The organism is Paraburkholderia sp. BR10141 (genome assembly GCF_056155635.1).
The window spans coordinates 1-4,074 of record NZ_JBMIQH010000093.1 but is presented as its reverse complement, the minus strand read 5'-3'; the positions used below and the strand labels follow the sequence as shown (position 1 = coordinate 4,074).

Here is a 4,074-nt window from a genome sequence, read left to right as displayed (position 1 = left end):
CATTATCCCGAGCATGGTTTTATCTGGAGGGAGGCAGGTTGCCAACAACGGGTACACGGCATGTCTGATGCTCGAACTCCACATAAGGTTTGATCGCGCTCACAAGGACTGCAAGAACGCAAGCAGGTCGGCCTTGGGCTTCCATGGTTTTGTGGTCGTCGGCTCAATGCCAGCCTTCTTCCAGAACGCCTGCATGGCGTCGCGCTTCATCTGCAGGTTTATCGTGATGTAGCGACCTGTCGTTGCGACGCTGGTATGGCCAAGGTAGTCGCGAATCACTGTGACGTCGGTTCCGGATTGCAGCAACGCGACGGCGCAACTGTGCCTCAGGACGTGTGGCGTAATATGTTTTTGCAGTAATGCGGGATTGTGGTGAACTGCTGCGGTCGCGTACTTGGCGAGGATGTAGGCGATGCCATCGCGCGTCAGGGGTTGCCCATTTCGATTGACGAACACGCACTGTCCACCGTCGCTACGTGACATGCCACGCAGTCGATGTAACGCGTTGGCTGTCTCGGGCCACAGTGGCAACACACGCTCCTTTCTTCCCTTGCCGCGCAGGCGAACCTGCCTCGGTGCAGCCAATTGCAGATCGTCCCACAGAAGGCCGGCAGCCTCACTGACCCGAGCACCGCAGTTGTAGAGGAACAGCAGCAGCGTATAGTCGCGCCATCCGTCGCAGGTGCGTTTGTTCGGCATGTTGATGATCAATCGAACATCTTCTGCCTCAAGGTAGGTTGATGGCTTCTGGCGCGCTTTCTTGGCAGGAATGGCCAACACCCGTATGTACTGTTGTGAGTGAGTCAGGTCGTTGCGCAGCAGGTGCTTGAAGAAGCCTCGGATCGCTGCACGTCGGCAGTTGCGCGTCGCCGCAGAATTAGATCGCTCAGCTTCGATGTGATCCAGGAAGCGTGTCACGACGTTAGCGTCGAGGTCGGCAAGCTGCAAGGAGACGACACCACGACCGTTCTGCTCAGAGACGAACTTGAACAGCAACGTCAACGCATCCCGGTAGGCGCGAATGGTATGGGTGCTGGCGCCACGTTGCCGCGGCAGGTACTCGGTGAAGTATGACTGCACATGAGCGAACAGGCTGCGCGACGGCAAGCGGCTCATCGCATGCAGCGCTTGCCGCGTGAGTGCTGTTCGAAACGCTGGCTTGCCAGTTGCAGCAGTTGCGGCGTGGCCTTGAGATAGACCTCCGTGCCGAGCACATTCTGGTGCCCGAGGTATGCAGACAACCATGGCAGCTTCGCATGCACGTCCGCACCTTCGACGGCCCACGCGGTCAGCCGATGCACTGCGAAGGCATGCCGGAACTCGTAAGGTCTGGCGCCTGAGCGCCCGCGCTGTGGCTTAAGGCCCAGATCCCGCAGCAGCCCTCGCAGCGCATCAGACGCTGCGCGCAGGGTGAGAGTCGATCCATCGCGACGGATGAACAGCGTCAATGGATCGTCCGTACCGCTTGCCGTCAGTACCTTCTCGCGGTACCGAATGTACTGCCGCAATTCCGCGACAAGATCGTCGCGGATCGCCAGGATGCGCGAACGCCCCTTGCTCCGTTGAACTGTCAAGACAGCCCGGCGCAGATCGACGTCGACCATGCGCAGTCTTGTAGCCTCGCCGAGCCGCATTCCAGTGCAATACAGCACGAGCGTGAGAGCGCGCAACGTCGCGCCCCACGTCATACTGCGGCCCTCGTGTCGCGTGGCGGCGTTCACCAGGGCGCGTATCTCTTCGCGGCTGAAGATGTATGGTACGAACACCGATTCCTTGACAGGTGCCAGTGCGTGATCCGGCACGAAGCAGTGCGGGTCGCTACGGCGACGGAAGAGGCAAAGCTGGCGAACGACGCCGAACTCGTTGCCCACCGTGATCGCCTTGCGACCTTCGATCCTCACTACCCACTCCGACACCGCCCGCTCCAATGATACGGAGCATTCGCCGTACTGGTTACGAACGAAGCGCACGAATCCATTGAGCACGAACTCGGCACGCAGGTAACCCATTCCCATGGCTCGCTTGAACGCCAGGAACTCCTTTGCGTCATGGGCCAGGACAGCCGCGGTGATCTTCGTGCTCATCGCGGTACCGGCAGCGAGACTTCGCGCAGCGACTGCGTCGCGATGCGCACGTACGCCGACACCGACTCCGGGTCACGATGACCGAGCAGGTCCGACAGCACTCGCGCTGTGGTTCCAATATCGAGTTGCCGTGCGGCGTTTGAATGCCGCAAGACGTGGCTGCCGAGGTAGGGAGCCTGAATACCGGCGATCGCTGCATGCTTGATGAGGATGTGTCGCACCGCTGACGAGGCCGTGAACGCGCCGAATGGCACTTTCATCTGAACGAACACATGCCGCGTTGGAGTATGAGATGGCCGCCCATGACGAAGGTACCGCGCAAGCACTTTGGCCACCGGAGGAAGCAGTGGCAGGACGAAGTTGACCCCCGTCTTGGGGCGCGACATCTGCAGCGTGCCGGCGTTCCAGTCAATGTGCTGCAGTTGCAAGCCGATCACTTCGCCAGCGCCGAGGCCGTAGGTGCTCATCATCAACAGTAACGCGTGGTCGCGCAGCCCGCGCGCCGTGCTCGTGTCCACGGCGCGCAGCAGTCGCTGAACGTCTTCCCAAGGTAAGGCACGTCGGGGTCGTTCGAATCGCGGTTGCACTGGCGAGATCACCGCGTCGGCCAGGTCGGCGCGAGTGCGCCCGCTCAACAACAAGAATCGGGCAAAGGACCTGACCGTACTGGCGATGTCGGCCGTCGTCGAGCGAGCATAGCGACGGGCGCATCCAATGAGGAATGCGTCGATGTCCGGCAAACTCAACTGGCGCCAGGTCTTGCCGGAACGGCTCAGGTGCGCGAGGAGCTTGCCAACGTGGTCGACCTTCTTGCGGATCGTGACCTCGGGGTTGCCACGATGTTGCCGGAGGTGGGCAGCATAGTCGCGCAGGACCGCCGTGGCAGGCTGAGGACGGGGTTCGATGGGTCTCCATGGTGGGACTGGTGCGCCAACGACCTCATAGACGCGGTGCAGCGAGTGCATTGACGAACTTGCGAGACCGAGATGGCTGGTGGGGATCCCACGTGAATGCGCGTACCACGTCTGGAAGCGCTTGACCCCATCGCGCGTCAGCTCGCCAGCTTCGTCACGACCGAGCACGTGGCAGTAGCGTCTGAACCGGCTGATCCACTGCAGGTATTGCTGCGCGCTGCTCGCGCTGACGCAGCGGTCTGCGCGCCACACGCGCAGGATGTCCTGGGTGGTGGGCGTGCGTTCGGGTTGCAGTGTTCTGTGGGGTCGCGTGACCATACGGGCGGCGGCAACGGGTTGGGTTGTCGACCAGGATAGATCGTGCGCTCGTGCGCGTCAGGCCCCATCTTGTGTTGGCAGCCTTCGACAGTCTGCCGGCCATGGCCGCTGACCCCGAACCCCAGTGGCGGTGGTAGATGTGCAAGAGCCCGGTCGTCGAGGTCAAGGCGAATGCGCGTCAGAAAGCCAGCTTCAACGACAAGGGCCACCTCGACGTCGGCATCCCTCAGCGCTCGAACAGCACGCTGAACGGGCCCCAGGCGACGACGAAGCCAACGTACCGCTGCCGGCAGCGTCACTCCCAGGTCTCGTATGCTTGCCGCCGCGGCCTCGATGCTCGGCGAACGTGCTACCGCGAAGATCGTGTCTTCGATCTCGGCAAGCAGCCCAGGCAAGCGTGCCGCCAGAAAGTCGGGTAACAGGCTGAAGGTGCGATGACCTTGGGGGCAGTACCAACGGGCCACGCGGACACCGGAGGGCTTGGCCCTCGCGTAGCTGCCATGGCGAGCAAGGCCGCAGCCACCGGAAGGATGTAGTGGGCAGGCTGGCAGCTTCGCAATCGTCCACTCATGACCCGCGACATAGGCTTCCACGCAAGAACTTGTGTGCATCGGAATCTGCATGGGCATCCCCCAACCGCACCGACGGGAGTCTGGGCGTAGGAAGATATTATCCCGAGTACACGCAGGCGCCACCGCCTACAAGCGGGGGCTACACGCATCTGGCTCCAGATAAAACCATGCTCGGGATAATGCGCC

At 61.9% G+C, this 4,074-nt stretch carries 4 protein-coding genes; 1 reads left to right on the top strand and 3 read right to left on the bottom strand.

Annotation, left to right across the window (positions count from 1 at the left end; all coding sequences use genetic code 11):
- Positions 1-99: 99 nt before the first annotated feature.
- The 3 genes from ACOJB8_RS40795 to ACOJB8_RS40785 are packed head-to-tail and all read right to left on the bottom strand — an operon-like array spanning position 100 to position 3,316.
- Positions 100-1,116, bottom strand: a complete 1,017-nt coding sequence (locus ACOJB8_RS40795; RefSeq protein WP_475017900.1) for a site-specific integrase — start codon at positions 1,114-1,116, stop codon at positions 100-102.
- Positions 1,113-2,084, bottom strand: coding sequence for a tyrosine-type recombinase/integrase (locus ACOJB8_RS40790; RefSeq protein ID WP_475017898.1), 972 nt, complete (start codon positions 2,082-2,084; stop codon positions 1,113-1,115). Before ACOJB8_RS40790 ends, ACOJB8_RS40795 begins: the two co-directional genes overlap by 4 nt.
- Complete coding sequence (locus ACOJB8_RS40785; RefSeq protein WP_475017896.1) at positions 2,081-3,316, bottom strand: site-specific integrase; 1,236 nt, start codon at positions 3,314-3,316, stop codon at positions 2,081-2,083. The genes ACOJB8_RS40790 and ACOJB8_RS40785 overlap by 4 nt, the downstream gene beginning before the upstream one ends.
- A 137-nt stretch (positions 3,317-3,453) precedes the next feature.
- On the opposite strand from ACOJB8_RS40785, the gene ACOJB8_RS40780 reads away from it, so the two are divergent.
- Complete coding sequence (locus ACOJB8_RS40780) at positions 3,454-3,735, top strand: hypothetical protein (protein ID WP_475017894.1); 282 nt, start codon at positions 3,454-3,456, stop codon at positions 3,733-3,735.
- Positions 3,736-4,074 lie beyond the last annotated feature (339 nt).